Origin of the sequence: Sphingorhabdus sp. (assembly GCF_044354325.1) — a bacterium.
GTDB lineage: Bacteria > Pseudomonadota > Alphaproteobacteria > Sphingomonadales > Sphingomonadaceae > Sphingorhabdus_B.
Genome location: NZ_JBILAF010000144.1, coordinates 1 through 4,337, shown reverse-complemented (window position 1 = coordinate 4,337; position 4,337 = coordinate 1). Strand labels below are relative to the sequence as shown.

Here is a 4,337-nt window from a genome sequence, read left to right as displayed (position 1 = left end):
GATCATGCCGATATGGCTGAGCGCGCGCGTCCAGAAACGGGCGTAGAGCAAATGCAAAATCGCGTGCTCGACACCACCAATATATTGGTCAACCGGCAGCCATTTTTCCGCAGCCGCACGATCAAATGGCTTGTCATGCGGTTGGCTTGCAAAGCGGATGAAGTACCAGCTGGAATCGACAAACGTATCGAGCGTGTCGGTTTCGCGGCGTGCCTGTTGATGGCATTTGGGACAGTCGACCTTGCTCCAGGTCGGGTGACGATCGAGCGGGTTACCGGGAATGTCAAAGCTGACGTCTTCGGGCAATTTCACCGGCAGCTGGTCATCCGGCACGGGGACCGCGCCACATGCCTGACAATGGATGATCGGGATTGGCGTGCCCCAATAACGCTGGCGCGAAACGCCCCAGTCGCGCAGGCGATATTGCGTTTGGCCTTGGCCCCAGCCTTCTTTCTCGGCCTTCGCGATCACATCCGCTTTCGCCTGATCGACGGTCATGCCGTTCATCCAGTGCGAATTCACGATGACGCCGGGGTTGGTGTAGGCGACATTTCCTTCAAAATGGCTGTCGGTCAAATCGCCATCGGCAACGACGCGGGTAACGGGCAAATCATATTTGCGCGCGAAATCAAGGTCGCGTTGGTCATGTGCTGGACAGCCAAAGACCGCACCCGTGCCGTAATCCATCAAGACGAAATTGGCGACATAAACAGGCAAGTGCCAGCTTGGATCCAGCGGGTGCTCAACGGTAAGCCCTGTATTGAAGCCAAGCTTTTCAGCGGTTTCAATGTCGGCCGCTGTCGTTCCGCCTTTGCGGCATTCTGCGATAAAGTCCTGCAAATCAGGCGCGTTGGCCGCCAGCTTTTGTGCGACAGGATGGTCGGCGGCAATGGCAACAAAGCTTGCGCCGAACATGGTGTCGGGGCGCGTTGTAAACACATCAATGCCATCGTCCCCGCCCGGGAAGCGGAACCGGCATTTCAAACCTTGCGATTTGCCAATCCAGTTTTCCTGCATCAACCGCACCTTGTCGGGCCATTGGTCAAGCGACCCAAGGCCAACAAGCAATTCTTCGGCAAAGTCGGTAATTTTCAAAAACCATTGGCTCAACTTGCGGCGCTCAACGGGCGCACCCGAACGCCAGCCCTTGCCGTCGATCACTTGCTCATTGGCAAGCACCGTCATGTCGACAGGGTCCCAGTTCACGGCGGACTCTTTGCGGTAGACGAGCCCAGCGGCATAAAGCTTCAGGAACAATGCCTGTTCATGGCCGTAATATTCAGGCTCACAGGTCGCGAGTTCGCGGGTCCAGTCAATCGCAAAGCCAAGCCGTTTCAGCTGCGCTTTCATGTTCGCAATATTGTCGCGCGTCCAACCGCCGGGGTGGACCTTTTTCTCCATCGCCGCATTTTCGGCAGGCATCCCAAAGGCGTCCCAGCCCATGGGATGAAGCACTTCATGTCCGGTCATGCGCTTATAGCGCGCTAACACGTCACCCATGGTGTAGTTGCGCACATGGCCAATATGGATGCGGCCCGATGGATAGGGAAACATTTCCAGGACATAGGCACGTGGTTTTGTCGAGTTATCGTCCGCAACAAAGCTGCTGCGTTCTTCCCAAATCTTTTGCCACCGCGCGTCGGCGACGTGCGGGTTAAAACGCTCAACATTCGTCATAACAATTATCCGGTGATTGAAGACCGGCGAAGGTCACGCGCCTTGGTAAGAATGACCGCCTCAAGCTTTTGAACGGTTGCGGCACGCAGCGGCGCTGCGACCCACTGGTCATTTTGCAAAACTTCGCGGCTGCCGGCGACGCGCAAGGCGTCTGCGCGCAAATCCTGATCAAGGATTGAAATGGTCAGCTTAACGCGCTCGCCGGGGCTTTGTGGGTTCACGTACCAGTCGGTGACAATGACGCCGCCCGACGAGTCGGTTTGCAGCAACGGCATGAAGGACAAGGCATCAAGCGATGCGCGCCACAGATAGCTGTTTACGCCGATCGTGGTGACTTGGCTGGCCGCGAGATCCGCCTTTGGACGCTCCCTTCCGCCACAGCCGGACAGCAGCCCCAAGCTTAACAGGCTGCCGGTCGCAATAATGAGTGCCAAGCGGTTGGTGCGCATAAAATGTCCTTGAACTATGAATATCTGAAACCTCTATAGCGGCTTGCTGTCCGGAGCAAGCTTTCTGGCTGCTGAACAGCGCGCAATTCATGTTGCGCTCATCTTCGTGCCGCTAAGTGATTGTGGACATCATGCAACATTTGATCAAAAATCACGTTATTCGAACGATAAAATGGATAGGCCCCTTTTGAATCCCCAAAAGCATGCGTATACCAGCCAAAGACAGGAGAGTCGGTGAACGAGTATCATGGACGTGAAGCGGGCATATAAGCGGAAATACGCGACTATTGCGGCAGCATTGCTAGCAACGGGTTCGCTCGCGCTGTCGCCTCTTGTTGTTCCTGCTTTTGCTGCAAAGGCCTTGTCTGAAGAGCCGTCAGCTGGACCAAGCTGGATTTCGATGTTCACGCCTGCGGGTGGTGACAGTGTTTTGGCACAGAAATTCTCGGCCGCACGCATTGAACCCAATGCGCGTTTCCCATTTACGCCTGCAAACGCGGGTGACAGCCGCACGATTACGGTTGCGGCGCGCGCAAATTCGCGTTTGACCGCTGGCGCCGTTTCCATCCGCAATGCGCTGGCGTCCAGCGAAGTCGGTGCGGGCAAGGGCCTTCGCCTTTCGGCGGTGGACTATCGTTTGACAGCATCAAAGGGCTGGCAAGGTTTCGCTTTGCCTGCTGCACAGCGTCGCGCAGTCAAAACACCTTTGAGCGAACTTGGAAAAAGCAGCTTCTCGCTGGACGAAACCGCGCGCAAGCCAAGCAAGTTCAGCACCAATATCAAATTGGACCAAAGCCGCGAATTGGCACCGCCAGCACGCGGCAGCGCAGCGTCGGGCGATTACAAGCTTGATGTGGGCGGAAGCTTCTCAATCAGCCGTAAAATCGACGTGACCGCCGGTGTCCGTTATGCCAGCGAAAATGACCGCGTCATTCCATTGGCTGACAACCGCAAGGACAGCGAAGCTGTCTATGTTGGAACCAAAATCCGCTTCTAAGCGGCCCTTTTCTTAAAAGCATCAATCGCCGCCCAACCGTGGATCAAACGCGGCGAAAGCATCTGTGCGTTTCGGCGGTTCATCCCGCCAAGGGCGATGATGCGGCTCGATAACACCAGTTTTGCGAGCCGGTTAAAGGATAACGGCCCAAGCGGTCGCGCGCCGGGGTGACTGTTGGTGGCGAAAATAGGCGATAGGAACAACAGGTTTGGGCTTGCCGCCTTCACGCCTGCAATTTCACGCGTATCATGGACTGGTGCGCTGTGCAGCAATCGCGAGGCGCGCTGGCTTCGTTGATGAAAACCATCGGCGTGCCAGCGCATCGCCGTCCGCTCGTCCCCCGCCAGCAGCAGAACATGCCCGCGCCGCCGACACATGCGCATGACCTGCCCGAACAGAAATTTTCGCGCCGCCGCGTCCAAATGATAGTGCCGGAAGATAACGCCCGACCGTGCGGGCAGCCGTTGAATGGCGGGCAACAGGTCATCCCCCAATCGTTCATCGGTCATCAGCCAGATCTTCGGCAGGGGGTGGCTTCGCGGCATAGTTCTGCCTATAGCGTCGCGCTATGCAGGAAGCGACACCAGAAACGACCGCCGGCCCTTTGGCCGCAATCCGTGAACGCATGGCGGCCGCCGCCAAAATGGCCCGGCGTACGCCCGAAGACATTCATCTGATTGCGGTGTCGAAAACCCGCGCGGCCGAAGATATTGAGCCGTTGATTCACGAAGGCCAAATGCTCTTCGGTGAAAACCGCGTTCAGGAAGCGGCGACCAAATGGCCAGCGTTGAAGCAGCGCCACCCCGGCGTGCAATTGCATCTGATCGGGCAGCTTCAATCCAACAAAGCGGACGAAGCGGTCGCCTTGTTCGATATGATTCATTCGGTTGACCGGTTGTCGCTGGTGACGGCGCTTGGCAAGGCAATGGAAAAGCAGGCGCGATACATCCCGTGCTTCATTCAAGTGAACATCGGCGCTGAAGAGCAAAAGGGTGGCTGTGCCGTTTCGGAACTGCCTGCATTGATTGCGGCGGCAAAGGACAGCGGCGTTCCATTGGCAGGTCTGATGTGCATACCGCCGGCGTCGATTGAGGCCGCGCCATTTTTTGCATTGCTGGCCGAGTTGGCGGCGCGTCATGATTTGCCGCAACTGAGCATGGGCATGTCGGAAGATTTCGACACCGCGATCATGATGGGCGCGACCTATGTCCGCG

General features: G+C 57.0%; 5 protein-coding genes. 2 read left to right on the top strand and 3 right to left on the bottom strand.

The features are described from left to right. On the bottom strand, positions 1-1,677 hold a 1,677-nt coding region (gene leuS, locus ACIQ0G_RS10385), incomplete at its 3' end, for a leucine--tRNA ligase (protein ID WP_397577839.1). A gap of 5 nt (positions 1,678-1,682) precedes the next feature. After that, positions 1,683-2,126 (bottom strand): DUF3576 domain-containing protein, encoded by a 444-nt coding sequence (locus tag ACIQ0G_RS10380; protein ID WP_324479110.1) that lies wholly within the window; start codon positions 2,124-2,126, stop codon positions 1,683-1,685. Between the two features lie 247 nt (positions 2,127-2,373). On the opposite strand from ACIQ0G_RS10380, the gene ACIQ0G_RS10375 reads away from it, so the two are divergent. Continuing rightward, on the top strand, positions 2,374-3,123 hold the full coding sequence (locus ACIQ0G_RS10375) for a hypothetical protein (protein ID WP_397577838.1): 750 nt from the start codon (positions 2,374-2,376) through the stop codon (positions 3,121-3,123). On the opposite strand, the gene ACIQ0G_RS10370 is transcribed toward ACIQ0G_RS10375, so the two are convergent. Continuing rightward, positions 3,120-3,632 (bottom strand): thiamine phosphate synthase, encoded by a 513-nt coding sequence (locus tag ACIQ0G_RS10370; RefSeq protein ID WP_397577837.1) that lies wholly within the window; start codon positions 3,630-3,632, stop codon positions 3,120-3,122. The two genes, ACIQ0G_RS10375 and ACIQ0G_RS10370, sit on opposite strands and share 4 nt — an antisense overlap. Before the next feature lie 59 nt (positions 3,633-3,691). Here ACIQ0G_RS10370 and ACIQ0G_RS10365 point away from each other — a divergent pair. Continuing rightward, positions 3,692-4,337, top strand: a 646-nt coding sequence (locus tag ACIQ0G_RS10365; RefSeq protein WP_397577836.1) for a YggS family pyridoxal phosphate-dependent enzyme, incomplete at its 3' end; no start/stop codon positions are given.